Raw genomic sequence first — 24,371 nt, 5'->3', positions numbered from 1 at the left:
TGCCATTGCTTTACTATCCAAACTCTTTTTTCAAATGTCAATTTGTACATAAACATCACCGAGTGATGTTTATGTGTAAACTAATAATGGGATAGCACAGAGAAAAAGGGATTGTACTATCCAAAGCCGATTGGCATATAAGCACGCCGCACCGGTAGTTTCTTGTATGCATCTAGCACAATTTCCTCGGCCTTCCTTAATGGTATATGAGAATGCTTCGAAACAGATTGTATAAAGTGGTGCAAATCATGCAGAAGAAGCGAAACTGCACCTGTCTTTTGGAATCTTTCAAAATCGCTCCAGTATCTCTTGCCATTGTGGATGAATGCATTATAAACAGATGCCCCGCCGTGCATGCCAAAATCATGGATGCCCATTAAGCCTTCTGTAAGTCTTGCTATTGTTTGTTCCTGGTCCTGCCCCCTAAGATTTTCAACAATAGGTGTATGTGCCAAATAGAGCGTGGTGACAGCCCCTTTTGCGTCGGAATACACTAATTCAGGCACATTCAATCCTTGTTCATTGAGATATTCCAAAATATGCTTTTCATATTTCAGTCTTGATTCATTGTCCATAAATTCAGCAGGCAAACCATGGAAGATTAAGTTTATGGTTTCCAATTTGAATAAAATTTCAGAGAGCTTTTTGCTTGTTTTTACTACTGCCTTGCCAGAGCCATAATTGGCCAATTCCAAATGATTTGTAAAATGCGGACCCAAGGGACCATTTTCCCGTAACGCCCATATTTGAGAGGCTCTCTTCTGTATCTGATGTACATTGCTCTCAAATTCTTCTTGTTCGGAAAGTGTTAGGAGGTTCATCATTTTAACAGTATATTAAGCACCTTCAATTGCAGTGCCCCAGAAGATGTGCTTTCCCAGGGGTGTTCGCAATTGCCTTTCCAGGTTAAGTATTTCAATATAGCTAAGAGGGGTATTCTCATGATTCACGGGGCCGTGATAGTCAATTACTACATCCCCGGTGCCACGTATTTCTGGATGCCGGACCATTGCCTCTTCAAGTGTCATATTTATTAGCTGTACCTTGTTTGAAATGACAAGATTTTGCCTATCAAGGACCTTTTTTAGGCGATGCCGCATTAACGGTGTCAAATCCTTTGTCAATGTGCCTTCGAGAATTATTCCCATTGTAATGTAGTCAGCTGGATCGATAATTATCGGCAATTTTTCCGGATTTGATGCTGCAATAGCTGTTGTTAATTCGCCCAAGCCTGCCCCGATTTCAATATATTGTAATGAAGGATCGGGCTTAAAATTTATTAAATCCGGGTGTCGATACATATTCAAATCCCTGTCTGTGACCACTTTGCCATCCGGGGATCTGAAACAAACACTAACAAAGGGCGGGACTCTTAAGGGGAGTAGCTCTAGATGATAGCCGGATGATGATTGATGAATTACAAAATAATCAGGTGTTCTCCTTTCCACTGTGATTCCATTTACATTTTGTCCCATATTTCAGCACCTTAAATTGGATAATGCCAGAATCACCTTTTTTAGAGAGAAATAATAAATAAAATCAAAACTTCTTAAACGCAGCTGCTTCCTTTATCAGGTCTACATGCCCCAGGAAGGTCGATCTGCAGCAGTACCTATCCATGCCCAGGGAATCAAGGACAGCTTTTGTATCCGCTCCTGACTTGACTTTCTCAGTGTATTCTTCCCACAGGTGGCCAATTGGCTTTCCGCAACTGAAACATCTTACTGGAATTATCATGGTGTATCACCTTCAATTTTACCTGTATGATTTCTGTCTCTTTGCTCTGGCCTTTGAGTCATTTGGCTTTCTTGTTTCCTTTCTTCTGACATCCGCAACCAGCAAATGCCTGTCATAAGCAAGATATTTCTGCTCAAGCTGCTTGTCCTTTGAAAACTGGACAAGGCTTTTTGCAATTACGAGCCTTGCTGCCTCGGCCTGGCTTGTTGAGCCGCCGCCTGCAACTGAAACATCTATGTCTACCTGCGAGGATAAATCGCCCGAGAGCATCAATGGCTCAAGCAGCCTGTTCCTTACAAACGAGGAAGGTATGGCCTCGAGCAGAATCTTGTTAATCCTGATTCTGCCTTTTCCGGGCTTCAATGATGCCCTGGCTATTGCCCTTTTTCTTTTGCCGGATGTGATAACGACTTTCATATTCGCCCTCCAAGGAGCTTGCAGACTTCTCCCAGTTTCATGTATTTTAGGTTGGACATCTTTGAAATATCAGCGCCCTTGACTTGCTCGAACTTCCTGTCCTTCAGGTGCTCTGGCACGCCAATATGACATTTTATTCTCCTGTAGGCGCTCAGCCCCTTTTCCTGCCTTCTTGGAAGCATGCCCCTTATTGTTCTCCTGAACATCATATGGGATTGCCTCCCTATATATGGTCCATGGAAGGGGTCGCCTCTTGAAGTCTTGGCCTTGTACCTGTGCATTATGTTGACTTTCGTGCCTGTTATAACAGCCTGGTCACAATTAACTATCTCCACGGTTTCTCCTAAAAGGGTTTTCTTGGCAACAAAGCTTGCCACCCTTCCCAAAACATGGTCTGTTGCGTCAATTATCATAGTTATCATCCTGAATTATCATCCGATTATCCTGGCATTTTTGCCTCGGGGATTCTCCCTGAGCAGGTCCATTATGGTTATGGCCTTTCCTTTCTTTGTGATCTTGTCCATCGCCTGCTTGGAAAATTTGAAAGCCGCAATGGTTACCTTTTGGGTGAGCTCGCCGCTTGCAAGCACTTTTCCCGGCACAATGACAATCTCATTTTCATTTGCAACCCTGCTGATTCTGGACAGATTTACTGCCCTTCTTTGCCTTGAGGGCCTTTCTAGGTCAGCTGCCAGGGCTTTCCAGAGCCCCACGTTCTCAAGCGTTGACACTTTCTTGAGCTCGTGTATCAGTGCATTCAGTTGCATGTTTGATTTTTCCATGATTATCACTTAAATTGTTCTGTTCAATGTTGAACTGAGCTGGGTTTGAAATGCATATTGTGAGGCATTTTGCGCCTTTACATTGTCAATGAGCCTTTGGATATATGGAAGGTATGATTCCGGCTTCCTTATGTTGTCAAGCTTTGCCTGCTTTTCTGGCAAACCTGAAAGCTCAAACTCAATTTGACCCATGCCAAACAGTTTCTGCTCGCCCTGGCTATCTGACCTTACGCTTACGATATTCATCAGCGGGACAACAACCCTGCCCACATTGAATATCATGAAGTTCTTGTCTGCTTCCAGCCTGTCCGGGTAAAAGATATATTGTCTTTTGCTCACAGACAAGTAGCTGACAACGAAAGTCAGCAAAGACGCCAGCAAAATCCCCATGACAAAATTGGCGACTATTGTTTTTGTGTCCGGAAGGCTTTCCGTTGATAGCTCAAAAGCTTCGACAAAAATGCTTATGTCGAATAGGTACTTTGAGTAGGTCACTGCTGCTACGATAATCGCTGCTGCGGCCGCGACCTTGATTACATTGACTGCGCAAACCCTTTTCACGTCTGGTTTAATGATAAATACAGGCTGCATTGAGCGTGTAATTTGCCAGTTTCCCCTTTTTTTGTTCTGTATGTATGCGATCCCCGTTAGCGACGTTATCAAGTTCTGTAAATCGCGTTTGGGAAATTTATGCTCCCAAATTTTTCCCAGTTTTTTGTTAAAAAACTGCGGGGGACGGGGTTCGAACCCGCGCAAGCACTAAGCTATACGGCCCTCAACCGTACCCGTTTGGCCACTCCGGCACCCCCGCAAAGGTTTCGCCCTTTGAAGACGACATTAGTCTTGAAGGGATTTCGCATTGTTCAATCCCTTGAACTCCATGCCAAGCGTGGATCGTACAGTGAAGGCGTGCATGATTAGCCTTGCTTGATTGCCTTTGACAAATCCTCTGTCTGTTCAGTGATGATGTCAAAAGCTGATTTGACCATGTCTTTGACAGCAAGTTGCCCCCAGCTTTCTATGTTGAGGACAAAATTATTGGGCTCCAATTCAACTTTGATGACATCTTCGCAAATGCCATCAACTGCGTCCACCAGGTTGAATCTGGTAATGAGCTCCTTGTCAACTTTGCCGTCCTTTCCAAAAATTTGCGGCGGCAATTTGCTCTTGCATTCCTCGAGCTTGCTGCTGTTATTATTGACTGTGATAATCGCATTATGGTTGTAATAAACCAGGCCCGGGCTCCACTTTGCATGTTGACTGCCCGTGCCCAAGACTGCTGTTGCTTCCAGCTCAAGTTCCTGGTCGTTCAGCAAAACTGCTATTATTGTCTTCGGGAACACCGGCTTCACAGCCGGGTCTTTTGACTTGAGGTCTGAGGCATAAACTGTGCCTGGGCCTTTTGCCTTTAGGACCATTTTTACAGAGTTCTTGGCATTATATTCAATCTCTCCGTCCTTGGATTCAGGAAGCTCATAGGATTTCAGGTCTGTTGTAAGCGCGACCAGGCCAAGCCTGTGTGCAATCACCTCATCATAAAGTGCAGAGCTGTTCTTCCGGAATTCAACTTCCTCAATGGCCATTGTTGGTACACTGTTCATGATGGTCCTTCTCAGGAGATTCATCATTGAAGGTGTTGTGTCCTTAACAAAAAAAGACAGCTGGGTTTTTTCCTTGTCCTTGCTTAGCATTGTTATTTGCATTTATACTCGCCTTCCTCTTTTTCCTCCCTTTTTCCTGCAGCCATCATGTGGCATGGGAGTAACATCCTCAATAATTCCAATTCTCAGGCCAACCCGGGATAATGCCCTGACCGCGGCCTGGGCACCTGGCCCTGGATTGGACGGCCCGTTATGGCCGCCTGGAGCCTTTATCTTGACATGGATTCCTGTGATGCCCTTCTCCATTGCAATTTCAGCTGCCTTTTTTGCAGCAATCATTGCAGTTGTTGGGCTGCTTTCCATTCGGTCGGATTTGACAACCTGGCCGCCGGATGTCCTTGCAATGCTTTCAGAGCCTGAAATATCAGTGATGTGTATGATTGTATTGTTGTAAGATGAGTATATGTGTGCAATCCCCCATCGGATGTTGTGCCCTGCATCATAGCTTTGTTCCTTTTCCCTTCTCATTTCTTATCTTCTCCTTCCTTGCCCTTGCTCGCCTCATGGGCTCCGCTCCCGTGCCTTGGCTGTGATTGTCTTGATGTGTTATGGCCTGTTTTCCTGTAGCGATTGTTACCGCCTCTCCCTCTGGCGCCGCCGTGCCTGGAATCTCTCCGGCCCTGGTCCTGCCCACTTTTTTTTGCCGGTGCTGATTCAGGAGGCGCATTCATTGCTGCAATTTGCGCTTTTGACTGGACTCTTTCAGGATGCTCAGGGTCAACCAGGGTTGACGTTGGCATAAAGATGATTTGCGCCTCTTCTGCCTTGTTAACCAGGTAGGAAGGGCTTGAAATTTTCTTGCCTGCCACTACAACATGGCCATGGACAATAAACTGCCGGGCCTGCTGAGGGGATTTGGCCAAGCCTTTTTTCCAAACAAGTGTCTGGAGCCTTCTTTCCATGATAGACTCAATGCCGAGGCCGAGAATATCCTCGAATTTGGAGTTTTGGTCAATCAAGCCAAGCCTGAGCAGCTTCTGCACAATCTGGTTCCTCTCAATTTCTGACTGCGCTGTCCTGCTGGCAATAAGGAATTTGGCCCTTTCGGCAAAATTCTTGCGCATTGAATTCATCTTCCAGATTTCGCGCTTTGTCTTGACACCATAAGTATTTCTGACCTTGGTTTCCTCTTCCATCCTTGCCCTTTGCCACGGGTGACTTGGCATGGTGTACTTTTTCCTGGTTCTTTTTGGATCTCCCATATAGCATCAGTTATTTCTTGCCTTTATCGCCCTTGTCAGGCGCTGCTCCGGGCGCAACCTTGGCGCGCTTGACTCCCATAACCTTGCCCTTGTTCTTCCTGAAGTTGGACTTGGTCTTCTGGCCACGGGTAGGCTGGCCAAGCATGTGCCTTATGCCCCTGTAAGCCCTTATTTTCTTAAGGCGCTTTATGTCATTGTCCCTGGAATAATCAAAATCAGCTGTAAGAAGGTGCTTGTCTGTTCCGTCCTCGTAATCCTTTCTCCTGTTCAGCATCCATACCGGAATGCTGTATTTGAGCGGATTGGAAATGACTTCTTCCAGTTTTGCAATTTCAGCGTCTGTCAGAAGGCCTGTCTGTTTCCTTGCGTCTATGCGCGCAACTGTGCAGACAGCATTGGCATACATGAACCCTATGCCCTTGATTTTGTGCAGGGCATGGCCAATTGGCTTTTCGCCCAAAAGGTCTGTATTCGTGATCCTGACTAGGTGCCTGAAATCTTTTGGCACTTCAGCCTTGGGTGCTGGAGTTGGTTGTTTTTGTTCCATTTTAAATCAGTATTGCCTGGATGCATAATGCCCTGCTGGAGAATATAGTAGAATATCCATCCAGCCCTATTAAACGCTCGATTACGAACTCGGGCTAATGCTTTCTGGGAGAAATGGGGGCTTTATAAAGGTTTTTATTGTATATGCCCACTGTATATTGTGCAAACATTTATATCCGATATACTTTATCTTTTTCGTCATGGCGACCATGGTGTAATGGTAGCATGAGAGCCTGTGGAGCTTTAGGCGCGAGTTCGATTCTCGCTGGTCGCCCTATAACCTTCTATTATTGAAAACCTGAGAATTAAGTAACTGGAAATTAAGGCAAAAGCCTCTCTATTTGTTTTTTTATATTGTCATAAGGTTCTGCCAGTGATGATTGCACAACTCTGGCATAATCATCTACTGCCTTTTTTTCAGAATTGCCAACGGTGGTGCTATTAACTGTTAAATCATATGTAACAGCAAATGATTTACCTCGACTAGAAAACAATTTGTTTATCCCTCGCGCCTTTTTTCTGGTGGTGTCAACAATTGTTAGGCGCACGAAATAATAAGGAGAATCGCGGTTTTCTTGGCTTGCATTAATCATGTCAGTATGCATAACTTTGTCACCTGCATATTCACCTGGCGTGAAAATTGCCTCGTTTTCAATCAAGTTGAGGATTATGGAATCAATATTATTGGCTTCGGTGATGTGTATCGATCTTTTATCAAGCTCTGCGCCATTTTTCAGCTTAAAAGTGCCATAAATTTTTTCCCTAGTAACCCCCATAAAAATTTCAAATCCAGGTTGCATGGATGAAAAGCCCTCGCGGTACAACCCTTGCCTGCAGTTGAATAAGGAAACCAATGCGCCTTGCAGGGAAAGTTGATCTGAATCAAGTGCCGGATATCTACCATCAATTTTAAGTTTCATATTTGCTACCTGTTGATTTTTATCGATTTTTTATTTACTAAAAAGTAGTATAATCTCCTAAAATAAAGACTTTTACCCGGAAATATTCGGGTTTGTATCTGTATTAATAGAAAAAGCCGAAACTATTCGGTTTGATTTTTCATCTGATATTCGATGATTATTGGCAAAAGTTTATGCTCTGCGCGCCTAAGATGCTCCTGGAAAGTTGATATGCCTATATTTGCCAGTTTAGCTAGCTTGGACAGCGAAACTTTGCGCGGGTATGAATAATATCCATTATGGTATGCCAGCTCCAATGCTTTTTTTTGTTTTGATGACAGCTTTGGCATGACATTTGGGAAATAAATATCAGTGAGCGGGGAATTTTCCATTCGCATTATGATGCACACGTTCATATGCTTTTTCAGGTCTTCTATGAATTTCTGGAGAGTCTCTTTCTTCCAGGATGCAACTTCCCAGTATTCGTGGCCGTCATAATGATTTACCACTGGCTTAACAAAGAATATCTGCTTTGTATGGTATAGCATGACATGCTCGCCGTCAGGGGCAAGCCTGATTTCATAGGTGAAAATATCCCCTGACGTTTCAATGCTGGAAATTCTCCTGTCAGCCTTGAGGTCGTCCATGAATTTTTTCTTCCGGGCTTCGTCCTGGCTCTGGAAGAAGCAGGTAGTTGTTGCAAATTTCCTGCCATTTTCCCCATACCATGTGCTGGGATAAGAAAGAACAATCAGGCTGAATTTTTGGCATCTGCTGACAATGGGGCAATCATCATGCCTTAGCTTTAATTTGGTTATCCACATCAGGTGGCATAAATGAGCATCTAGTATAAATAATTTAATCTGAAGATGAGTTATGGCGGAATCTATTGTGAAATCTGGGAATAGTATATATATGAGCATTTTTTCAGGATTATATGAGAGGATGATGAAAATGAGCACAGAAAAAAAAGATAAAATGCCCAAAACAGAGGAAGAGTGGAAGGAAAAGCTTACCCCTGAGCAATACAGGGTCTTGCGGCAGAAAGACACGGAACTGGCATTCACAGGAAAGTTCTGGAATACAAAGGACAATGGCACTTATATCTGTGCAGGCTGCGGTACCCCGTTGTTTGAATCAGGGACAAAGTTTGACGCGCATTGCGGCTGGCCGAGCTTTTATGCCCCAAAGAATGCTGGAAATATCGTGGAAAAACCGGATGACAGCTCACTGATTCCTGCAACCGAGGTTCTTTGCAGGAGATGTGGCGGCCATTTGGGCCATGTTTTTGATGATGGGCCAATGCCAACAGGCCTTAGATATTGCATTAATTCTGCCTCACTTGAGCTGAAGAAGAAAGAGTAGCCATAGCTGCATTCAGGATTCAGATTAACTTAAATTTAAAAGCGCGCGTTTGTTAACGCACTGTATGTGCAATGACTGCAAAAAATACCGAAACCCGGGCAATATTATTGGAAGGATACTTAATAGGCTGGGGAACATAACAAGCCTCAATGACTACATTGAATATTTAAAAATAAAGAAAAACCTGCGGATGACCAGTGAAGAGCTTAAGCAGTTTCAGGATGACAGGCTGAGAAAAATAATAAGGCATTCGTATGAGACAGTTCCTTACTACAAAAAACTTTTTGATGGGCATGATATAACACCTGAAGACATAAAGTCTGTGGATGATCTGGCAAAGATACCCATTACTGAGAAAAGGACATTTCAGAATGCAGATAACAGGGAATTTTTGTCTACGTGCTTTGGCCAAAAAGACCTGACCCTCACAACAACCGGAGGCTCAACCGGAACCCCGCTGAAAATCTATATGTCCAAGAAAGGGCTGAGGCGCAGGCTGGCAGAAGGGAGGAGGATTTTGTTCCTGCATGGCTTTTCGGCATTTGACAAATCACTGTTGTTTTCTTTCTATTCCTATCCTGAGGAATTAATAGGCCTGCTTGGCCTTTTCAGGCAAAAGCATGTGCCATGGGAAATTAGCATTGCTGAGCAATACAAGATTTTCAGGGAATATGATGCAGACGGCATCAGGGGATATCCAAGCAGGGTCAATCTTCTGGCTGAATATATATTGGACAATAATTTGGATGTCAAGAAACCCAGGACAATTTTGATAAGCGCTGAGTTCCTGGATGATGATGTCCGCAAAAGGATAGAAAAGGTTTTCGGCGCCAAGGTTACCAACACATATGCATGCGAGGAATATGGGCAGGCTGCATGGGAATGCAGGATGCATGATGGACTGCATGTTAATTCAGATTCACTGGTCATCCAGATAATAAAAAATGGCAAGGAAGCCAGTCCTGGCGAGGAAGGGGAGGTCATTTGTACTGACCTGAACAATTATGCAATGCCGTTGATAAGATACAATCTAGGGGATATTGCAGCAATGTCAGGGAGAAAATGCCCATGCGGGATATCCTTTCCATTGATTGAGAATCTGAAAGGCAGGGCTTCAGATTATTTTGTCCTGCCGTCTGGAAACAAATTCTCTTCAACATTTATTTACATCCTGCCCAGGCTGGGAGGGGTGCTTGAGTACCAGATTGCCCAGAAATCCCTGACAAGGCTTGATGTCAAGATAGTCAAATCCAGGGACTGGACCCCTGAGCACACAAAAAAGATCTGGAATTTCCTGAATAAATGCAGCACGCTTAAGGATATAAGGATAAGTTATGTAAAATCTATAAAAAGAACAAAAAGGGCAAAGCTTAGGAGATTCATTCCCCTGAAGAATTCCAAAAAGGTGTAAAGGTCACACATGAAGTGAATGGTCTTTCTTTGACTCTTTCTTCGCCAAGGAAATTGTGTAAGGCAGCAAAAAAACAAAGGAATAGACAAAAGACGGCATGAATGGGTCCTGGTATTTCAGCATGGACAGTATTTGCGCAATCTTGTTCGAGACGCTGACCATGATGAATATGTTCATGACTGCCAGCAGCGGTATGAAAATAATGGCAAATATATGATGCCCCGGTTCTATGTGCTCAATGTCCATTATTAGCAAATTAAAAAGAAAGCCAAAAATCAGCGCAAAAAAGATTATGAGTAAATAGAACTTGAACCCTGAAAGCACTATAATGAATGGTATGAGGACCACTGACACAACAAGGTTGCAAATCAGCAACAATAGCAGGGTTGACCAATAGACAATATTATTAGGAGTCCTGGCGAAGTCAACTTTGCGGGATGCCCTGAGGACATTGATTTTCGACAGTGCACGTTCAGAAATTTCATTCGCAGGGACGCTGGGGCCCGACATTGCTTTGGCCTTTGGCGTGCGCCGGCCGGCCAGCCTCGTGCTTCCGCCAGCCTTTCCTCTGCTTTTTAACCCCTTTTTTCCTTTCATGCATCATCATGAGCATCTCGCCTTTTTTAATTTTGTGGCTCCGGGCCGAAGAAGCTTGAATGAAACAGTAATAAAACTACAGAAATGGCTTAAGGCTCAAAGAATGTTTTCCTTGAGGTAGAGGAGGAATTGAGACGCCTTGTCATAATATCCGTGGATTGTATCCATGGTGACATCCACAATTTCGCCGGATGGAAAAACAGCGGTCATTGTGACATGCCTTCGGTATTCATTCTTCTTTGTATATTCCGCATTGTTTAGCCGCCTAAGGAATATGTAAAAATCCATGTACTGCAATATCTGCTCATCGTTGCTGTAAAGCTTTTTGACGATTTCAACCCGCAGTGTCGGTGAAACAGGCATGGAAGGGATTTTCTTTTTGTCCTGTGCAATATGCAGAAGGCCTGCAATAGATGTGTCAAAGCATGCGATTAGGCGCTCAAGAATGCTCTTAAAAACATCTACTGTCCGGGTGTATTTCAGGCTGACGTAGATAAGATGGTCAACCCTCTTAAGCTCCTCTTTGGAGTCATCCAAAAACTCGTTCATGCTTAACATTTGAAGTACGGTTTTCTTCTATAAATAGCTTTGCCTTGCCAATGTAATCCCTGAGAATTTGGGTTGAAATTTTTTGCATGTTATAGTCATTGTCTGCAATCACAAAAATGTCCTGCCTTGAAAATTCCATTGGGCTTGACTTGTGCTGCTTGAGTGCATTCCTTGTTTCCTCCAAAATCCTCACATATTCCTCGCTTATCCTGTACCGCCTTTCGCACCTTGCCTTGAAAATCCTGATCATGTTGTCCTCATCTGTGTCAAAGCTTGGTATTTTGCCCTGCTCAAAGTCCCGGTACAGGTAGAAAAGCATCATGCTTTTGTAGGCATTGTACACATTCTGAAGAACTGCAAGAAGCATTCGCGGGTCCTTTACCACCGGGTATGTTTCGGTCAATAGATGGTCTGCCCTGTCTATGAATTTCTTCGCATTTTCAGCGTGTTCCCCGTATGCCCCCATAGGGGCAATTATAGGGTTTTAAGTATAAAAAGATTGGGGAAATTTAGCTTAGTAGAAAACTTCGCCTGAAGGCTCAGGTTTTGCCATCGGCTCGCATGAGATACTTATTCATGAGAGCAGTTTTCTCCCTGGAACTTCGAAAACTGCTGTCTGCCTTATTTCCAGATGCTCGCAAAATTGATGGCAAAACGTAAACTTTTCTACTAAGCCGAAAATTTGATTTTAGAATTGGAAAAAAACTGGTTGTATTGGGCTACTTTTTTAGCTCCATGATTGTCTGGGCCAGGTCTCCATTATGCTTCTTAATTGCAGCGGATGCCGTTTCTTTGTCCACTTCAGCCTGCTCCATCACGGTCTGTATGTCATCCTCGTTTATTTCCAGCTCGGATGAAAGTGCCCTTGTTGTTTCAGGCCCTGAAACCTGGTATGACGCCTGACCCATCATGTTTATCTTAGCGACACTGGCGGGGGAGATCACAATTTCCTTGTCTTTTAGCCGGATAATGACTTCCTCTGCCTCAAGGTCGTGCTGCGAAACGCCCATGCGCTTCATGGCTTGTTCCATCTGCCGTTTGTTGATATTCGGAAACAAGTTACCACCTATAATCCAAAAATAGCATTGCCGTATGCATTTAGAAGGATCATCAAGATTGCGACAAGGATGGTAAGGATAATAACCGTGCCTGGGCTGATTTCAAGCTTGCTTTTGTATTCGTCAAAATACCGCACCAGCCCGCCCATGCCGGATGGCATCTGAATCTTGTTGTCTTTTGACATGCAAATCCAGAATGCATATTGGTTTAAAAATGTTTGTGATAATATGCAGGCAGAGATGATTATCAAAGCTGTTTATAATTGAATAAAGAATAGCAATAGGGTGATTAGAAGCGCATTGCGTCGCAAGACTGAGCAAAGCGAAATCTCCCTTGTTTTCTGTCAAGAACTGCCTGCTAAAGCAGGCAGCGGGGTTGGATACTGCCTAAAAAGTGAGCAGTTCTTGATCATCATGAGGATGCTGGAAATCGAAGATTTCCATCATGCTCAGAAATCGATATTCTTTCACCGAGCTAAAGCTCGGAGCGTGCGAAGTCGATTTCTGACATGTCAAACCTTTATTAAAAGATTTGTAGGGCAGCTGTAAGCCGCCTTTTGTCTTGCCCAAAAAGCAGGTGTTGACATCATTTCTGCTGCCTTGCTGCTTCGATGGCAAGTCTTGGCATTCAACTAAGCGTCCTAAGGACTTGCACAAGCCAGGGCTCACCGTTTAACCATTCCCGTGAAAAACATCTGCCGGTTAGCTCAGCTCCCTCGCGGAAGCCTTCGCGGCATCATCTTATCCCACGGATGTATCGTTTCTGAGTGGTTGCCGTCCGTTTAAGGACCTTTCTTGTGAAAGTGGCCTTTTCGAGTGTGGGCGGACTTTCCTCAGCATTGCATTGCTGCAACACCGTCAGCCAAGCGCTGCCCTACGTGAAAATAGAAGGAATAGCCCTTTAAAAAGGTGTAGGGAAAATAAATGAGAATTTCAGATACTCAGCAAACGCCTGATTTTCTTCAGCCCTTCGCTATAGATGGGCGGTGATGTTCTAATCAAATGAAGGAGATAATTATTAACTTTATCAAGTATTTTTGGAGAGGGATAAACCCAAGCATCAAGCACGTCTGCATTTATAACCTTATCAAACCTGCCCAAAGTGGAAAATCCTCCCTTATTGCGGAGAAGAACGCCCCTTCATGAAAAGCATTTTTTGCCATGTTGATGAATATAATTTTTATCATTAAAAAGTTTGCTATCTCACAAACCTGCTGACAATCAGCTTCTCTTTGCCTTGCCAAACATGGTTTTTCCTCATTTTGATTTCAACAAAGCCTTTGTTTTTTTTAATAAATCCTCAGTTGAAGAAATCGACGACTTTGCATCATCAATGCTTATTCTCTTGCCATAATAGTTTATGCTGTTTCTCAGCATTCTAAGGGAGTCGAATTCCCTAGCAAAAACTTCATCCTTGATTATGGCCATAAGAAATGATGTGTAGCACTCATGATTGTATATTTTGTAGCCATGCTTTATTGCCAATGCCTCAAGCAATTCCCTCAGGACATCATACATAAGGGAAACAACTGTTTCTTTTGAAGTTTCATTTATAGGGAGCATTTTTGCAGTTGTTTCCCTGTCCTTGGCAGACTCCAAAATGGATTTGATCTTTCCAAGATCGGGCTTAATTGGTTTGGCCAGCAATTTAGCCTTACAGCCCTGCCAATCAATATTGTGCTTCATCTTATTATTATGCCCTCTTCGATATTTTCCTTGAGATAATTGTTTTTCATGGACTTTTTGAAATGGAGCTGGATTTCCCTCTTCAAAACCCCCTTCATTTCTGAAACATCAACTTCCCTTTCATCGATATCCAGATACAAATCAACATCCGACCCCGATGTATTTTCCGCCTTCGCCAGAGAGCCAAAAAGGATTATGCACCTATATAATATTTTTTCATGAAGGCTTTTGGTCAGAGGATAAATAACAGAGTACCAATATAATTTTGCTAAATTTCTAAATATGTAATTTTCTCTGTTTGCCCTAAAGTATATATAAATTCCTTTTTCATCCAATATAAGCAAATTTTCTTTTTCATAATCTTTAAGCATCTTAGAAGCTGTTGGCGGGCTTATTTTTATTGCCTTGGCATATTGCCTTACAGAGACCTCTTTGTACACATCCTCAAAAAAAGGCTTCAAATCATTAAATATTTTTAACATATGTTAAATAATATTAACAGTTGTTTATAAATCTTTCTGTTATACATGGTTAAGTTTTCAGTTTTTTATCTCACAAACCTGCCCACCAACAACCTTTCCTTGCCTTGCCATATGTCAAATTGCTTATCCAGCACAAACTTGAATTTCCCTGCGTCCTTTTTCATGTCGTCAAACGTGTTGCATGCCACAACAACCACAGCACCGTCTTTCTTCATCACAAAATCCAGCTGGAACCAGAATTCAGAGTAAATCTTGTCCAGGTATTTGGCATTTGACATCCTGGTTTTTTCAGGCAGGTCAGTCACAATGAAGTCAATTGAGCTTTCCTTGAATTTTGTGTCAAGCCATTCTATGTCAATCCTGTTCAGGACCAGCCCCTTGTGGATTCCTGCTATCTTCGCATTCTTGTTGGACGCATTGACAGCGGCAAGGAGGGCATCCGACCCAAACACATTGACCTTGGCCGGAAACTTGGATTTTCCGTCAATCTCCTCGAAGAATTTTTTCTGGTCAAAGCCCAGCTCCATCCTGGCAAACGCCAGCTTGTCCTTGCGAAAATGGTTAATTGCAACGCCTGTCCTGTAAAATGCGGCTTCTATGGGGATTGTCCCTCCGCCGCAGAATGGGTCAAGCAACCCCCCTTTCTTGTCCCAGCCGGCAAGCCTCACCATTGCATAGGCAACTGTGCCGTTCAGGCTGTCCCTGTGCGCAAAAATTTTGTAGTCCCGGCTTGAAAGGTCAATCCCCGCAAAGTCTATTCCAAAATAACATTCATTGCCGGATATGTAAATGAGAAGCCTGACATCCGGGTTTTTCAGGTCAACCTTTAATTTTTCGCCAGGCGACTCAAGTGCCGCCTCACCAGCTGCCTTTTCCACATCAACGCTGCTAAAATCATGGTTGCCGCGCCTGATGCACTCCGCCCTGAAGCTGGTTTCTGGCTTTATCCAGTCCCTTATTCCGGACTTCGCTATATGCCCGGCCAGGGAATCAAAAAAATTTTCCCTGAACTTGAACTTTCCGAGAAGTTCGCCAGTTCTCCAGATGCTTTGCCCTGCATAAGCCAGCCTGCATATGTCCTGGTACTTTGCCGCATTGAATAGAACAATCCCGTTTGCAGTCTCGGAATCTGCGCCCAGAAGCTCCTTGATTTCAGCTGCGCAGCAATTTTCCGTTCCATTGTTTGTTACTGCAAATGCTTCCATAGAATCCATAAGGCCATGCCAATTTATAAGGCTTTGTCGAGAAATTGCCCTGAGCGCTATTGCGGAGCTGGCGCCACTGTGCCCAGGCCGTTTCCATTGTCCTCATTGATGATGCTCGCTGCTGCAACGACCTTGTCATTGTCTTCCAGCTTCATGAGCCTCACGCCTTGCGTATTCCTGCCAATGACCGAGATGTCGCCTGCAAGTGTCCGTATTATGATTCCATTCTTGCTTATGAGCATGAGGTCGTCCCTGTCCGCAACAGCCTTGACAGCAATGACATTTCCGTTCCGCTCATTGCATTGGATATTGATCACTCCCTGGCCGCCGCGCCTGATGATGCTATACTCGTCAATTGCCGTCCTCTTGCCGTATCCATTCTCTGTGATTGTCAAAAGGGTTGTTTCCGGCCTTGCGATGACCATGTCCACAACCTCGTCCTCTTTTTTCAGCCGCATGCCAATGACACCCATGCTTGTCCTTCCCATTGGCCTGACATCCCTCTCGCTGAAATGCACTGCGTTGCCGAACCTGGAAGCTAGTATGAGATTTGAATTTCCATCAGTCAGCTTTGCGCTTACAAGCGTGTCGCCCTCATCGAGATTGATTGCGCGTATCCCTCCCTTTCGGGGATTGGAATATGCGGTCATGCTGGTTTTCTTGATTATGCCTTTTTTTGTTGCCAGAACCAGGAAATGGTCATCATCGAACTTTGCCACAGGCACAAAAGCAGTGATTTTTTCCTTGGAATCCAGCTCAAGCAGGTTTACAATTGCCTTTCCTGTAGCTTGCCTGCTTGCTTCTGGAAGCTGGTAAACCTTTAGCCAGTGCACCTGGCCCTGGTCTGTGAAAAACAGGATGTATGAATGAGTATGCGCAATGAAAAGGTGCTCGACAAAGTCCTCTTCCTTCTTTCCTGCGCCAATGACGCCCTTCCCTCCCCTTTTCTGCTGCTTGTAGGTGTCTATGGGCAGCCTCTTTATGTAGCCTGAATGGGTTATGGTTACGGCCATTGTGCCTTCTTCAATCAAATCCTCAATGTCTATGTCTATGCTCTCCCCGCCAAGCACAATCTCTGTTTTCCTGGCATCCCCGTATTTTGCCTTTAGCTCCTGCAGCTCTGACTTGATCATGCCCAGTATTTTCAGCTGGCTTGCCAAAATTGACTTAAGCTCTGCTATCAGCTTGATTGTTTCAGCATGCTCATTTCTGATCTTGTCCTGCTCAAGGGACGTGAGCTTTGAAAGCCTCATGTCGAGAATTGCGTTTGATTGCTCAGTTGAGAGCCTGAAACTCGCGACAAGGCCTTGCCTTGCAGTGTCAACTGATTTTGACCCCCTGATGAGCTTGACAATGGCATCAATGTTTTTCAGCGCAATTATCAGGCCTTCCAGGATATGCGCTTTTTTCTCTGCCTTTCCCAGCTCAAACTGCGTTCTGCGCCTTATGACATTTTCCCTGTGCTGGACATGGTGGCCGATTACTGACTTGAGGCTGAGGGTCCTTGGCTCGTTGTCAACAAGAGCCAGCATGTTAATCCCGAATGTTGTCTGCATCCTTGTGTGCTTGTAAAGCTGGTTGAGCACAACATCTGAGTCAGAGTCTTTCTTGATTTCAACAACAATCCTCATGCCTTCCCTGTCTGATTCATCCCTTATGTCTCCGATGCCTGTAATTGCCTTGTCCCTGACCAGGTCTGCTATCTGCTCTATAAGCTGCGCCTTGTTGACCATGTATGGGATTTCAGTGATGATGAGCCTTTGCTTTCCCTTATTTTCCTCAGTCCGGGCTCTTGCCCTGATAATCACCCTGCCCCTTCCATAATTATATGATTCCAGGATTCCGGATGAATAGATCATGCCGCCTGTTGGAAAGTCAGGGCCCCTGATATGCTTCATGAGCTGCTCTGTTGTGATGTCTGGATTATCGATATATGCAATTGTGGCATCAGCAACTTCGTTCAGGTTGTGGGGAGGGACGTTTGTTGCCATGCCCACTGCAATCCCTGAGCTTCCATTGAGCAGGAGATTGGGCATTTTTGATGGAAGCACAGTCGGCTCGGTCAGGCTGTCGTCAAAATTAGGCTGGAAATCCACAGTTTCCTTGTCTATGTCCTGCAACAGCTCTTCTGCGGCCCTGGACAGCCTTGCCTCGGTGTACCTCATGGCTGCAGGATTGTCACCATCAACTGAATTATGGACAAACACTCCTGCTGCCAAGGCAAAATTATGAGTTTTATCAACAGTCAAATCATAAACATCTTCTGTATAGCCCAGAGTTTCGGTGTATGCAACTTGATGATTTTTACATGCTTCATTGACAAGGTCCAGCACTCCCTTTTCAGAGTAATATTTTTCAAATCCGGTTTCCCAGTTTGGTGCATGGCCATATGGATATATTACAGACCTGTAAACCTCATAGATATATTCGTTCAATGTTCCTTCTTTTTCAAGGACTGCCTTGCAAATGCTCAGGAATTTCTTCTTTCCCGTTTGGTTGGTTGTATGGTTTTTATTTCCTTTGATTATATTTTCCCGCATAAATTCCCGATATTCTGGGTCCTGCCAGAGTCTTTTCAGAGTCTTGGTGGCTCTTGTGCTAAATACCTGCTTCAATTGGGGATTTTTCCTGAAATGCTCTTTATTTACCCTAGAAAGAGTCTCTGACATTTTTTTCCTATAAGTGTCATCCTGCCAGTTTTTCTTGTTTCTCTTAGAAAGCCTCTCTGAATAGAGTTTTCTATTTTCTCCTTTTTTCCAGAATTCTTGTCTTCCAAGCGCCAGTTTTTTCACATATTCCGTATCTGTGGCATGTCTTTCCTTTGCAAGGCTTGCATGAAGCCTGAAATGTTCGGCCCAGTGCATCCTCTGTATGTTTTCAGGATTGTTGTTTAGCTTGTTATGGTCTATATGATGCCTAACTTTCCCTCTTGATCTTTGATAAATTCCTTTTTCAAGGTTGTATGCATCTGCAATAACATGGGCAAAAGTCCACTTCTGCGTAGCGGGTTGCATAATCAAGTTGTATCCTATCAAGTCTTTGGAATATTCTTCTTTATCAGAAATTCTTGCATAAAAGGGCATCAAGGAATCCCCCTGCTTGAGATCTTGAGCTTCTACATATTCTCCTGTCTTAAGCATGAATCTGTGATTAAGAGTGCACCTCACTTTTTCCCCGTTGTCAAGCACCACTTTCATTATTTTGGAGTCTTTGATGGTAAGCCGAGGATTGATTATTTTGGCAATCTTTATTTTTCCAGACTCATCAAGGGTATATGTATAATTGGATTTGCCTAAAGTGTCCTCCGTTATAAGTTCCCCAAATGACAGTTTTCTGCCATCTGCAAGCTGGACTTGGGTATCTTTTGTGAAGCATCCAAAATTTCCTTGCCCGTCAATCAGGGCATAGCGCATGGAAAAGTCCTGCGCCATCCTTACAAGCGTATCATAAACTGCAGTGTCGCCGTGGGGATGGTATTTGCCAAGGACTTCGCCAACTATCCTTGCTGACTTCTTGAACGGCCTGTTATGCAGCATGCCGAGCTCATTCATTGCAAAAAGAATCCTTCTGTGCACAGGCTTTAGTCCGTCCCTTGCATCAGGCAGTGCCCTGCCAACAATGACTGACATTGCATAATCTATGTAGGAGCGCTTCATCTCCTCTTCTATTATTTTTGGCACAATTTTTTGGTCCCTATGCGGGCTTTCCGGAGAACTTTCCATCGTCGGTAAAATGAAAGAAATTTCGCTTTAAAAGGGTTGTGGTTTTGGGATGGTAAAATGTTGCTTATTTTGAGCCAGAATCCTCTTCCTCATCATCTTTTTTGGGCTTCTGTTTCTTTATATTTTCATCAAGGTTAGGCATGCCTTCCATATCCAGCTTTTCATCATAATCCTCATCCCTGTCCTCCTCTTCAAAGCCCTTTTCCTCTTCATCCTGGAATTGCTCTATCTGCTTTTCAAAATCACCCTCATCAGCGCCTGTCCTGGCATTCTCCTCTGTCTCTGCCTTTTCCACATCCTTCTCAAGGTCAGCTTCAGTCACTGCCTGCGGCTGCTTGGGATTTTCCTCTGAAAGTCCAGTTGCTTGCTCTGATTCCGGCCCTGTTTCCAGCTGCCTGTCAATCTTGTCCAGGAATGCTTTCTCATTGATTTGCTTAGTTTCCTGGGCCTTGGCTCGTTTCATGTCAGCATCAGCTTTTTTATGGGCATACTCCTGTATTTTTTGCTCTTCAAGCTCCTTGATTTTCTTGAAGGCTTCCCTTATGTCGTCATGGCCTGAAAGCTCGAAATAATTGAAGAATTTCTCGGTCAGGCTGACCAGCTTTGTCCTGCCGTACTTTTTCCTTGTGATAAACCCCATTCGCTCGAGCTCATTAAGGTGGTCATATCCCTTGTTGCTCCTGATGTTTATGATTTCAGACTGCTTGACTGGATTTTTCCATGCGACCATGGCAAGGGTTTCCATCAGGGTCTTGCTGAGCTCCACATCCGCAACAACTTTCTTTACAACAGGAGTGTACCTTTCCCTCACAACAATCTTCCATTGCGTTCCATCATTTACAACAATCATTGGTGACTGCCTTGAAGCATAGCCATCCTTGATTTCCTGCAGGACCGCGCTCAATTGCCCGATTTCCTTGCACCTCAGAAGCCTTGCCATGTCATTTATGTCAATGCTTTTTCCTATTGAGAACAGTAAGGCCTCGGCCTTATTTTTCAGCTCATCATCTGACAAGGGCATACTTGTCTCCCTCTTTGCGGATTTTCTTGTCTTCTGCCAATGACGCCAGTTTGTTCTGGAGCACTTCAGCGCTTATTCCGGTGAATTTTGCTATTTCGATTGCGGTCCGTGGCCCATTGGCAAGGCTGAGCATTATTGAGTTTGCCATCATCTTGAAAAAATTGTCAGATACAATGGCCTTTTCTGTCTGGGCGGTCTTGGCGAGCATGTCAACATGGTGAAGTTTTCCCTGCAGTTCGTTCAGGTAGGCATTCAGCCTGTGCACCTGGAAGACAACCTGTTCCGGCTTGATAATCTCCACGCTTGATGGCATGTAGTCAAAGCCTATCCCGAACAGGGTCGATAGGTCTTTTGCCCAGAATTCAACCTCTGCAAACCTGGAAAAAAGCTCCCCGTCTTTTTTTGTTTTTGATATTGTCTTTTTTGTTATGCAGATATCCTTTTCATCTGAGAACTTTTTTAGCAGGTCATTGAAAGTGGCTTCCATGTGCTCCTTTGGCTTGCCTATCATTTCCACTATGATTCTGGTCTGCAGCTGCCCAGCCTCTATCCTATCGCTTTCAGGCATGCTTGCCTTCACGCCAGCTGGCCCTGCTTCCTTGGCCTTTTTCCCGGAAGCCTCCTTTTTCCTGCTGAAGAAACCCATGAAATGCCGAAATTAGGCTCTCTTAAAAAGCTTTTCCACTTCAAGTTTTGCAACGCTAGCCCGGCCTGAACTTCTTCCACACAAGAGTCGAGGCTGCCAGCGCAGCAGTGCCGCCGAGAATGTAGGGTATGGTTTTCCCTGCTTTTGATTGCCCGGATTCATACACAACGCTTCCGGTTGGCATCTTGGCAGGCAATTCTGATTCTGCAGCCAGCTTCTGGCCTGCAGTTTCTTGGGCATTGGCCGCTGAGACTGGCTCATATCTTGCATTGGACTCTGTTTTGTGCAGGAGCCTTTCTTCGCCGGATTCTGCCCCGGCAGAATTGCCAGTTGTGTCAGGCTGGTTCCAAAAATAAAGCATGGAAAGGTCATCAAGATTGGACCCCTTCTGGAGCATTAATGCAAATACATTTCCTCCTGATGTCAATTGCGCTGTTAAATTGCCTTTTGAGTTTCCATTCTGGCCTGCCGTGCCTATGCTTATATTCTCAAGGAGTTCCAGCTTGTAAAGCAACAGCCTGGAATCCGGATTTGGGTTCACATTGTAGTATAGGTTTATTTCCTCATCTGGGGTTTTGGCCCGCGTATAGAAGCTGTTGATTTTTCCCGGCTTTGCCTGGCGCGTTGCATTCAACACAGGCTGGCAGGCAAGAACCGAGCCTTGCCCACCACCGCAGTCGCAATCAGGTTTTGAACTGCAGCCTGCGCCTTTTACAGGGGGATTGTAAGTTCCCGACTTGAAGATGATAATTTTTTGGGCAATGGCCGAATTATTGTCAAAAATCTGGCAAGCCACCTCCAATTTTGCCTTGATCACAATCACCATATCATTTTCATGTGGCTTTGGTGTGAACTGCTTGCTGTTTGTATTGGTAGTTGCCACGGGCTCCTTCAGGATATTCCCAAAAAGGTCTTCAATCCAGTAGACAATTGAGTAATTTTCAATTTTTCCTGATATTTCATGGCTGAATGTGATTTTCTCGTCCTCAAAAAGATCCTTGGGTGTTTTGATTTGCAGGGTCATATTGCATTTGACAGAAGAATTTGGTGTTGTCCAAGTTACATTCAGGCTGGCATTAAGCGTTGTGTTTCCGGCTGATTCATTCAGGGAAACATTGCCGGTTTCGTTGATTGAGATGTTGATGGACTGGTTAAAAGTAATATTTATTGGGCTTTCATTCAATTCATCACTTTGGTTAAGGGAGATGTTTGAAGGCAGGTGTGCGCCCGCGATAACAGTCAGTTGGCAAGCTATATTATTGCCAGGGTTTGGGTCAAAAACCGAGGCATTGGAAATTTTGCCGCAGATTGTGTAATTTCCCGGCTGCGTAAAGTTATAATTTCCAGTGCCTGCGACCTTATAGCTGTTGATTCCGGTAAGAGTGAACTGGGAGGTATGCAGCATGGTTTCGCCAGTGCTGACATTATAATCAACAGTTGCATCAATTGAATCAGTAATGCCTGGCATTTTGCCAAGGTTGGTGATACGGAACAGCCGGTCATAATATAGATAGCTTGAATTGCCCAAATCCAATTCAGCTGGCAGCGTGGCTTCAATGGCCAAATCACGCTCATCAGCCTGTGATAGCCCCATGGGCATTGCCATGAATGTTGCTGATAGGATGATTACGATGCTGAAAAAAGAAGAATAATCCGGCAAAAGCACATTCAGGGCAGCATCCCGAAAATTTCTCCTAGGATATTTAAGATATTTAATCCCATGCTTAATCCCGTGCCTGAGAATTTCAACAAATTTTTTCATTGGAAAGGTAGGTCCGGCAAAATTAAAATGCCTTTCCAGGCAAAAGCCACAGAATAACCGGGGAATCCGCTGAAAAATAATGAGAAAGCCCAGGAATTCCAGGTTTATGTTAAAAACCCAGATTTATTTCACTTATTTCGAAAATTAAATTTGGCTTTCAGCTTCTTTTCAACATTCGGCGGGACAAGCTTCTCCAGCTTTCCTTGTTTCCTTGCAACATCCTTGGCCAGGCCGCTGCTTAAATAAAAAAATTCCTTGTCTGTCATCAGAAAAACAGTTTCTATGGAGCCGTCCAATTCCCTGTTCATGATTGCCATCTGGAATTCAAAGTCAAAATCAGACACAGCGCGTAGTGAGCGTATTAGCTTATTGCACCCGTGCTTCCTTGCAAACTCAACAAGCAGGCCGCTGAAGCTTTCAACGCTCACATTCAGGCCTATTGTTGCTTCCTGTATCATTGAAGTCCTTTCCTGCATTGAAAAAAGCGGTTTTTTGTTTGGATTTTCGCCAACAGCTATTATCAATCTGTCAAACAGCTTAAGCGCCCGCCTGATGATGTCAATATGCCCATAAGTAATTGGGTCAAATGATCCTGCATAAATGGCCAGGTTATTGTTTTTTGCCTTTTGAGTTATTTTTTCCATGGTCTCAAGCCAGTTTGATTTGCTTCATGCCTTGCATTTTGCGGATAGCAATGGCAACTGATTTAACATCCTTATTCAGTGCCGATAATGAGGAGTTATTATGTATTATAAAGTCTGGCCTTTTTGGCTCGCTCTGGAATTTTCTTCTCCGGAAAAATGATTTTGAAAGCCTTTTCCGTACTGCCTCGTCTTTTGCCTTTACAAGCACAACAACATCCGATATCCTGTCAAGCTTCAGTTCCTTAAATAGGGCTGCGTCAATGATGCTGATTTTGTTTCTTCTTGCCCTATTCAAAATTCTTTGGATCATGGCAGGGTGGCTTATGGAATTCAGTTTGCTGAGTGAATTTTTGCTTTTGAAGGCTGCATTTGCCAGGCGCCTCCTGCTTATTTTGCCCTTCACGATTATTTGCCTGCCAAAAGCCCTGGCCAGCTTTTTCCTGAGGTCAGGTTCTGAAAGCAGCCTGATGCCAATAATGTCAGGTCTAATCACATTAGCATTCATGAGATTGGCTTTAAGAATTTTAGAAACTGTAGATTTGCCATTCCCTGCCTTGCCGGTTACAGTGATTATCATGACAAGCCTTAAGCGATATTGTATTTATAAGCAATGCGGACAAATGGATTATGCATCCAGTGTATCAGAGCCTGCGTGGACCAAAAGCCTTCTTTGCGCTGCAAGGTCCTCGAGGTCCTGCATCCTTCCCATGATTTCTTCCTTGGCCCTAAAAGGCTCTGGCTGCGTCAGTAAATTTCCATACAAATTCAAGAGCGCATCGTAGGGAGCTGGAGTGTCAGGCCCCTGCATCAATGCAGCGACATAATAATGCTCGGCAGTTTCAAATTGCCCCTCAACGTCGTGCATCGAGCCATGCACAAGCAGATTAACCGGCTGCGCATGGTCAGCAAGGAGCCTATTCTGTTCCATAAAGGGTGTCACTGTTCGATACCATTCTGCCATTTGCATCCCTCCCTTTTT

30 protein-coding genes, 2 tRNA genes and 1 other RNA gene are annotated in these 24,371 nt (G+C 44.2%); 3 read left to right on the top strand and 30 right to left on the bottom strand.

Going from position 1 to position 24,371, the window contains the following annotated elements; translation table 11 throughout:
- Positions 1-116: 116 nt before the first annotated feature.
- From J4227_03245 to J4227_03190, 12 genes are all read right to left on the bottom strand, one after another.
- The gene (locus tag J4227_03245) at positions 117-824 is read right to left on the bottom strand and encodes a hypothetical protein (protein ID MBS3109517.1); all 708 of its coding nucleotides are present in this window, start codon (positions 822-824) and stop codon (positions 117-119) included.
- Between the two features lie 12 nt (positions 825-836).
- On the bottom strand, positions 837-1,475 hold the full coding sequence (locus tag J4227_03240; protein ID MBS3109516.1) for a hypothetical protein: 639 nt from the start codon (positions 1,473-1,475) through the stop codon (positions 837-839).
- A 64-nt stretch (positions 1,476-1,539) separates the two neighbouring features.
- Positions 1,540-1,737, bottom strand: a complete 198-nt coding sequence (locus J4227_03235) for a DNA-directed RNA polymerase subunit N (protein MBS3109515.1) — start codon at positions 1,735-1,737, stop codon at positions 1,540-1,542.
- An 18-nt stretch (positions 1,738-1,755) separates the two neighbouring features.
- Positions 1,756-2,154, bottom strand: coding sequence for a 30S ribosomal protein S9 (locus J4227_03230; GenBank protein ID MBS3109514.1), 399 nt, complete (start codon positions 2,152-2,154; stop codon positions 1,756-1,758).
- A complete protein-coding gene (rplM, locus tag J4227_03225; GenBank protein MBS3109513.1) occupies positions 2,151-2,567 on the bottom strand; it encodes a 50S ribosomal protein L13 in 417 nt (138 codons plus the stop codon). Before rplM ends, J4227_03230 begins: the two co-directional genes overlap by 4 nt.
- Before the next feature lie 18 nt (positions 2,568-2,585).
- Entirely contained in the window at positions 2,586-2,936 is a 351-nt protein-coding gene (locus J4227_03220; protein ID MBS3109512.1) for a 50S ribosomal protein L18e, read from the bottom strand.
- A gap of 9 nt (positions 2,937-2,945) precedes the next feature.
- Positions 2,946-3,527: a hypothetical protein gene (locus J4227_03215; protein MBS3109511.1), complete on the bottom strand. Its 582-nt coding sequence runs from the start codon at positions 3,525-3,527 to the stop codon at positions 2,946-2,948.
- A gap of 136 nt (positions 3,528-3,663) precedes the next feature.
- Positions 3,664-3,747 (bottom strand) — tRNA-Leu (locus J4227_03210).
- Between the two features lie 106 nt (positions 3,748-3,853).
- On the bottom strand, positions 3,854-4,639 hold the full coding sequence (locus J4227_03205; protein MBS3109510.1) for a DNA-directed RNA polymerase subunit D: 786 nt from the start codon (positions 4,637-4,639) through the stop codon (positions 3,854-3,856).
- Positions 4,640-5,065: a 30S ribosomal protein S11 gene (locus J4227_03200; protein MBS3109509.1), complete on the bottom strand. Its 426-nt coding sequence runs from the start codon at positions 5,063-5,065 to the stop codon at positions 4,640-4,642.
- Positions 5,062-5,799, bottom strand: a complete 738-nt coding sequence (locus tag J4227_03195) for a 30S ribosomal protein S4 (protein ID MBS3109508.1) — start codon at positions 5,797-5,799, stop codon at positions 5,062-5,064. Before J4227_03195 ends, J4227_03200 begins: the two co-directional genes overlap by 4 nt.
- A 10-nt stretch (positions 5,800-5,809) precedes the next feature.
- Positions 5,810-6,346: a 30S ribosomal protein S13 gene (locus J4227_03190; GenBank protein ID MBS3109507.1), complete on the bottom strand. Its 537-nt coding sequence runs from the start codon at positions 6,344-6,346 to the stop codon at positions 5,810-5,812.
- Between the two features lie 202 nt (positions 6,347-6,548).
- Between J4227_03190 and J4227_03185 the strand changes: the two genes are divergently transcribed.
- Positions 6,549-6,619, top strand: a tRNA-His gene (locus tag J4227_03185).
- A 46-nt stretch (positions 6,620-6,665) separates the two neighbouring features.
- Here the strand turns inward: J4227_03185 and J4227_03180 are convergent.
- Together J4227_03180 and J4227_03175 are read right to left on the bottom strand one after the other, a co-directional pair.
- Positions 6,666-7,265, bottom strand: coding sequence for a hypothetical protein (locus J4227_03180; GenBank protein MBS3109506.1), 600 nt, complete (start codon positions 7,263-7,265; stop codon positions 6,666-6,668).
- Positions 7,266-7,387: 122 nt separating this feature from the next.
- Positions 7,388-8,068, bottom strand: coding sequence for a helix-turn-helix domain-containing protein (locus J4227_03175; protein ID MBS3109505.1), 681 nt, complete (start codon positions 8,066-8,068; stop codon positions 7,388-7,390).
- Positions 8,069-8,198: 130 nt separating this feature from the next.
- Between J4227_03175 and msrB the strand changes: the two genes are divergently transcribed.
- Together msrB and J4227_03165 are read left to right on the top strand one after the other, a co-directional pair.
- Positions 8,199-8,609 (top strand): peptide-methionine (R)-S-oxide reductase MsrB, encoded by a 411-nt coding sequence (gene msrB / locus J4227_03170; GenBank protein ID MBS3109504.1) that lies wholly within the window; start codon positions 8,199-8,201, stop codon positions 8,607-8,609.
- Between the two features lie 64 nt (positions 8,610-8,673).
- Positions 8,674-10,020 (top strand): phenylacetate--CoA ligase family protein, encoded by a 1,347-nt coding sequence (locus J4227_03165; GenBank protein MBS3109503.1) that lies wholly within the window; start codon positions 8,674-8,676, stop codon positions 10,018-10,020.
- Positions 10,021-10,023: 3 nt separating this feature from the next.
- Here J4227_03165 and J4227_03160 read toward each other — a convergent pair whose 3' ends face one another.
- The 16 genes from J4227_03160 to J4227_03085 all read right to left on the bottom strand — a co-directional run bounded on the left by J4227_03160 (position 10,024) and on the right by J4227_03085 (position 24,353).
- Positions 10,024-10,617, bottom strand: coding sequence for a hypothetical protein (locus tag J4227_03160; GenBank protein ID MBS3109502.1), 594 nt, complete (start codon positions 10,615-10,617; stop codon positions 10,024-10,026).
- A gap of 96 nt (positions 10,618-10,713) precedes the next feature.
- Entirely contained in the window at positions 10,714-11,166 is a 453-nt protein-coding gene (locus tag J4227_03155; GenBank protein MBS3109501.1) for a hypothetical protein, read from the bottom strand.
- Complete coding sequence (locus tag J4227_03150) at positions 11,147-11,632, bottom strand: hypothetical protein (protein ID MBS3109500.1); 486 nt, start codon at positions 11,630-11,632, stop codon at positions 11,147-11,149. The genes J4227_03155 and J4227_03150 overlap by 20 nt, the downstream gene beginning before the upstream one ends.
- Before the next feature lie 253 nt (positions 11,633-11,885).
- Positions 11,886-12,224, bottom strand: coding sequence for a nascent polypeptide-associated complex protein (locus J4227_03145; GenBank protein ID MBS3109499.1), 339 nt, complete (start codon positions 12,222-12,224; stop codon positions 11,886-11,888).
- An 8-nt stretch (positions 12,225-12,232) separates the two neighbouring features.
- Positions 12,233-12,409: a preprotein translocase subunit Sec61beta gene (locus tag J4227_03140; GenBank protein MBS3109498.1), complete on the bottom strand. Its 177-nt coding sequence runs from the start codon at positions 12,407-12,409 to the stop codon at positions 12,233-12,235.
- Between the two features lie 349 nt (positions 12,410-12,758).
- An RNA gene (gene rnpB / locus J4227_03135) (RNase P RNA component) lies at positions 12,759-13,102 on the bottom strand.
- Between the two features lie 379 nt (positions 13,103-13,481).
- The gene (locus J4227_03130; protein ID MBS3109497.1) at positions 13,482-13,910 is read right to left on the bottom strand and encodes a hypothetical protein; all 429 of its coding nucleotides are present in this window, start codon (positions 13,908-13,910) and stop codon (positions 13,482-13,484) included.
- Complete coding sequence (locus J4227_03125; GenBank protein ID MBS3109496.1) at positions 13,907-14,392, bottom strand: nucleotidyltransferase domain-containing protein; 486 nt, start codon at positions 14,390-14,392, stop codon at positions 13,907-13,909. The genes J4227_03130 and J4227_03125 overlap by 4 nt, the downstream gene beginning before the upstream one ends.
- 65 nt (positions 14,393-14,457) lie before the next feature.
- The gene (locus tag J4227_03120; GenBank protein MBS3109495.1) at positions 14,458-15,597 is read right to left on the bottom strand and encodes a hypothetical protein; all 1,140 of its coding nucleotides are present in this window, start codon (positions 15,595-15,597) and stop codon (positions 14,458-14,460) included.
- A 56-nt stretch (positions 15,598-15,653) separates the two neighbouring features.
- Complete coding sequence (gene gyrA, locus J4227_03115; protein ID MBS3109494.1) at positions 15,654-19,319, bottom strand: DNA gyrase subunit A; 3,666 nt, start codon at positions 19,317-19,319, stop codon at positions 15,654-15,656.
- Positions 19,320-19,383: 64 nt separating this feature from the next.
- Positions 19,384-20,340: an SMC-Scp complex subunit ScpB gene (locus J4227_03110; protein MBS3109493.1), complete on the bottom strand. Its 957-nt coding sequence runs from the start codon at positions 20,338-20,340 to the stop codon at positions 19,384-19,386.
- Positions 20,324-20,986, bottom strand: a complete 663-nt coding sequence (locus J4227_03105; GenBank protein ID MBS3109492.1) for a hypothetical protein — start codon at positions 20,984-20,986, stop codon at positions 20,324-20,326. The genes J4227_03110 and J4227_03105 overlap by 17 nt, the downstream gene beginning before the upstream one ends.
- Positions 20,987-21,041: 55 nt before the next feature.
- Positions 21,042-22,748, bottom strand: coding sequence for a hypothetical protein (locus tag J4227_03100; protein MBS3109491.1), 1,707 nt, complete (start codon positions 22,746-22,748; stop codon positions 21,042-21,044).
- 128 nt (positions 22,749-22,876) lie between these two features.
- Positions 22,877-23,392 carry a pantetheine-phosphate adenylyltransferase gene (gene coaD, locus J4227_03095; protein MBS3109490.1) on the bottom strand — a complete coding sequence of 172 codons (516 nt, stop codon included), beginning with the start codon at positions 23,390-23,392 and terminating at the stop codon, positions 22,877-22,879.
- 4 nt (positions 23,393-23,396) lie between these two features.
- Complete coding sequence (gene coaE / locus J4227_03090) at positions 23,397-23,969, bottom strand: dephospho-CoA kinase (GenBank protein ID MBS3109489.1); 573 nt, start codon at positions 23,967-23,969, stop codon at positions 23,397-23,399.
- A 48-nt stretch (positions 23,970-24,017) separates the two neighbouring features.
- Positions 24,018-24,353, bottom strand: coding sequence for a hypothetical protein (locus tag J4227_03085; GenBank protein MBS3109488.1), 336 nt, complete (start codon positions 24,351-24,353; stop codon positions 24,018-24,020).
- Between the last annotated feature and the right edge of the window lie 18 nt (positions 24,354-24,371).

The organism is Candidatus Woesearchaeota archaeon (genome assembly GCA_018303405.1).
In the GTDB taxonomy this organism is placed as follows: Archaea; Nanobdellota; Nanobdellia; order Woesearchaeales; family JABMPP01; genus JAGVYD01.
The sequence above is the reverse complement of the archived record's forward strand: the minus strand, read 5'-3'. Positions and strand labels throughout refer to the sequence as shown.

Coding starts and splice junctions, on each gene's coding strand:
- J4227_03245 (MBS3109517.1), bottom strand. CDS start 824: ATGATGAACCTCCTAACACTTTCCGAACAAGAAGAATTTGAGAGCAAT.
- J4227_03240 (MBS3109516.1), bottom strand. CDS start 1,475: ATGGGACAAAATGTAAATGGAATCACAGTGGAAAGGAGAACACCTGAT.
- J4227_03235 (MBS3109515.1), bottom strand. CDS start 1,737: ATGATAATTCCAGTAAGATGTTTCAGTTGCGGAAAGCCAATTGGCCAC.
- J4227_03230 (MBS3109514.1), bottom strand. CDS start 2,154: ATGAAAGTCGTTATCACATCCGGCAAAAGAAAAAGGGCAATAGCCAGG.
- rplM (MBS3109513.1), bottom strand. CDS start 2,567: ATGATAATTGACGCAACAGACCATGTTTTGGGAAGGGTGGCAAGCTTT.
- J4227_03220 (MBS3109512.1), bottom strand. CDS start 2,936: ATGGAAAAATCAAACATGCAACTGAATGCACTGATACACGAGCTCAAG.
- J4227_03215 (MBS3109511.1), bottom strand. CDS start 3,527: ATGCAGCCTGTATTTATCATTAAACCAGACGTGAAAAGGGTTTGCGCA.
- J4227_03205 (MBS3109510.1), bottom strand. CDS start 4,639: ATGCAAATAACAATGCTAAGCAAGGACAAGGAAAAAACCCAGCTGTCT.
- J4227_03200 (MBS3109509.1), bottom strand. CDS start 5,065: ATGAGAAGGGAAAAGGAACAAAGCTATGATGCAGGGCACAACATCCGA.
- J4227_03195 (MBS3109508.1), bottom strand. CDS start 5,799: ATGGGAGATCCAAAAAGAACCAGGAAAAAGTACACCATGCCAAGTCAC.
- J4227_03190 (MBS3109507.1), bottom strand. CDS start 6,346: ATGGAACAAAAACAACCAACTCCAGCACCCAAGGCTGAAGTGCCAAAA.
- J4227_03180 (MBS3109506.1), bottom strand. CDS start 7,265: ATGAAACTTAAAATTGATGGTAGATATCCGGCACTTGATTCAGATCAA.
- J4227_03175 (MBS3109505.1), bottom strand. CDS start 8,068: ATGTGGATAACCAAATTAAAGCTAAGGCATGATGATTGCCCCATTGTC.
- msrB (MBS3109504.1), top strand. CDS start 8,199: ATGAGCACAGAAAAAAAAGATAAAATGCCCAAAACAGAGGAAGAGTGG.
- J4227_03165 (MBS3109503.1), top strand. CDS start 8,674: ATGTGCAATGACTGCAAAAAATACCGAAACCCGGGCAATATTATTGGA.
- J4227_03160 (MBS3109502.1), bottom strand. CDS start 10,617: ATGAAAGGAAAAAAGGGGTTAAAAAGCAGAGGAAAGGCTGGCGGAAGC.
- J4227_03155 (MBS3109501.1), bottom strand. CDS start 11,166: ATGAACGAGTTTTTGGATGACTCCAAAGAGGAGCTTAAGAGGGTTGAC.
- J4227_03150 (MBS3109500.1), bottom strand. CDS start 11,632: ATGGGGGCATACGGGGAACACGCTGAAAATGCGAAGAAATTCATAGAC.
- J4227_03140 (MBS3109498.1), bottom strand. CDS start 12,409: ATGTCAAAAGACAACAAGATTCAGATGCCATCCGGCATGGGCGGGCTG.
- J4227_03130 (MBS3109497.1), bottom strand. CDS start 13,910: ATGAAGCACAATATTGATTGGCAGGGCTGTAAGGCTAAATTGCTGGCC.
- J4227_03125 (MBS3109496.1), bottom strand. CDS start 14,392: ATGTTAAAAATATTTAATGATTTGAAGCCTTTTTTTGAGGATGTGTAC.
- J4227_03120 (MBS3109495.1), bottom strand. CDS start 15,597: ATGGAAGCATTTGCAGTAACAAACAATGGAACGGAAAATTGCTGCGCA.
- gyrA (MBS3109494.1), bottom strand. CDS start 19,319: ATGGAAAGTTCTCCGGAAAGCCCGCATAGGGACCAAAAAATTGTGCCA.
- J4227_03110 (MBS3109493.1), bottom strand. CDS start 20,340: ATGCCCTTGTCAGATGATGAGCTGAAAAATAAGGCCGAGGCCTTACTG.
- J4227_03105 (MBS3109492.1), bottom strand. CDS start 20,986: ATGGGTTTCTTCAGCAGGAAAAAGGAGGCTTCCGGGAAAAAGGCCAAG.
- J4227_03100 (MBS3109491.1), bottom strand. CDS start 22,748: ATGAAAAAATTTGTTGAAATTCTCAGGCACGGGATTAAGCATGGGATT.
- coaD (MBS3109490.1), bottom strand. CDS start 23,392: ATGGAAAAAATAACTCAAAAGGCAAAAAACAATAACCTGGCCATTTAT.
- coaE (MBS3109489.1), bottom strand. CDS start 23,969: ATGATAATCACTGTAACCGGCAAGGCAGGGAATGGCAAATCTACAGTT.
- J4227_03085 (MBS3109488.1), bottom strand. CDS start 24,353: ATGGCAGAATGGTATCGAACAGTGACACCCTTTATGGAACAGAATAGG.